The organism is Micromonospora sp. GCM10011541 (genome assembly GCF_042650725.1).
In the GTDB taxonomy this organism is placed as follows: domain Bacteria; phylum Actinomycetota; class Actinomycetes; order Mycobacteriales; family Micromonosporaceae; genus Micromonospora; species Micromonospora sicca.
On sequence record NZ_JBHSBP010000118.1, the window covers coordinates 1 to 1,991 of the forward strand.

Here is a 1,991-nt window from a genome sequence, read left to right on the forward strand (position 1 = left end):
CCGGATCCGGCTGGCGTGGCTGCTGACCGCGTGCATGCGGCTGCTGCGCCCCGGCGGCTGCCTCGTCCTCGTCGTCACCGCCCCCAACGGCAGCATCGGGCCGGAGGACTTCACTCCGGTGGCCACCGCCGCCGCAGCGGTCGGCCTGGGCTACCTGCAGCACATCGTCGCCGTCGCCGCCGACATCGGCGGCGACGCGTTCGTCTACCACGTCACCGACGAGGAGCTGCTCACCCTCGCCCAGCAGGCCAGCCACCCCTGGGCGGTGGCGCACCTGCGCGTGCACGCCGACCTGCTGGTGTTCAGCCCGGCCACACCACCGTCCTCCGCGCCGCAGAAGCAGAGTCGTCAGCAGGGCGGTGAGCTTCGTGGCTGAGCACCTTCCCTTCCCCACCGACCCGAGCCAGCCCGCCAACCTGGCGGAGGACACCTACCGGGGCCAGCACCGCGACCACCCTGGCCGCCACCGCGACACCGGCGGGTGCCGCCGCACCCCGGACGGGCCGCAGGACCTGTCGGTGTGGGCGACCGCGCAGCAGACCGGGCCGGTGCAGCGCCGCGGCCGGTACGTGCCCGAATCGGTCAAGCACCCCGCCCGGATGCTCCCCGCGATCGCCGCACACGCCATCGCCGCCTACACCCGCCCCGGCGACCTGGTCCTCGACCCGATGTGCGGCATCGGCACCACCCTCGTCGAGGCCATCCACGCCGGCCGCGATGCCATCGGCGTGGAGTACGAGGCGCGCTGGTCGAACATCGCCGACGCCAACATCACCCACGCCCAGCACCACGGCGCCACCGGCCGGGCCTCCGTGGTCCGCGGCGACGCCACCCGCCTGCGGTCCCTGCTCCCCGCCGCGCTCACCGGGCAGGTCGCCCTGGTCGTGACCTCACCCCCGTACGGGCCGACCGTGCACGGCCTTGTCCGGCCCGGAGCCGACGGAGTGGCGAAGTTCGACAACGCCTACAACGACGGCACCGACAACGGAAACCTCGCCTACCGAGACCTCACCGGTCTCACCGATGGGTTCGAGCAGATCCTGTCCGGCTGCGCGGTGCTGCTGCGCCCCGGCGGCACCGTGGTGGTCACCGCCCGTCCGTGGCGCAAGAACGGCCAGCTCGTCGACCTGCCCAGCGCGGTCATCGCCGCTGGTGTCCGCGCTGGCCTCATCCCGACCGAGCGGTGCGTCGCCCTCCTTGCCGCGGTCCGCGACGGGCGGCTCGTCGCCCGGCCGTCGTTCTTCCAACTCCAAGCCGTGCGCAAGGCCCGCACCACCGGCACCCCGCTGCACCTGATCACCCACGAGGACGTGTTGATCTTCTGCCGGCCGGAGAAGTCCGCGAGTTCGGCTGAACCCAAGTGTTCGCGCTGCGAATCCGGGTGTCCTGAGGGGACATCATGCCATGCGGATACCGGGGTTCAGGGCAACTCGGGGAGGCGGTCCGGGTGAGGGCCGCCGATGAGTTCTCGGGCGTTGGCGGCCCAACGGATGGCGGTGCCTTCGCTGAACCCGAAGACGGCGGCCAGGTGCAGCGGGTCTGCTCCGGTGGCGACGGCTTCCTCGAGTTGCCGGTCGATGCGCAGCCGTTCGAGGGTGCCGGGCAGGCCGCGCAGGTTCAGGATCCAGGTGGCGCTGACCGGTGCGAGGCCCATGGCGCTGGCGGAGCTGACGAGCAGGTGCGGGTTGGCGGTGTTGGGCCAGCGTTCGCGCCGGTAGGTCAGCCAGTCGAGCAGCGTCTGGGCGGTGAGGTTGTCCAGCGGGCGCGGGTTGCCGGCGATGGTGATCCGGCGGTCGGCGAGGTCGACGTCGTCGAGGTGCAGGTCGCGGATCTGTCCTGGTCTGGCGGCGTGAACGGCGGCCAGTACGACGCAGAGCCGCGCCTGGGCGGTGGTGGCGGCGGTGACGCTGGCGCTGATGTCGTCGGGTTCCAGCAGCGGCCAGATCGGGTCGGGCACCTTCGGGCCTCGCAGGCCGTGGGTGGGGTTGCGG

The 1,991-nt window shown here is 72.6% G+C and carries 1 protein-coding gene and 2 pseudogenes; 2 read left to right on the plus strand and 1 reads right to left on the minus strand.

From position 1 onward, the window contains the following. Together ACFOYX_RS36175 and ACFOYX_RS36180 are read left to right on the plus strand one after the other, a co-directional pair. A pseudogene (locus ACFOYX_RS36175) lies at positions 1-376 on the plus strand (hypothetical protein); the annotation flags it as partial. Between the two features lie 40 nt (positions 377-416). Further along, positions 417-1,451, plus strand: coding sequence for a TRM11 family SAM-dependent methyltransferase (locus ACFOYX_RS36180; protein WP_377534814.1), 1,035 nt, complete (start codon positions 417-419; stop codon positions 1,449-1,451). Here the strand turns inward: ACFOYX_RS36180 and ACFOYX_RS36185 are convergent. After that, a pseudogene (locus tag ACFOYX_RS36185) lies at positions 1,421-1,991 on the minus strand (integrase); the annotation flags it as partial. The gene ACFOYX_RS36180 and the pseudogene ACFOYX_RS36185 overlap by 31 nt on opposite strands.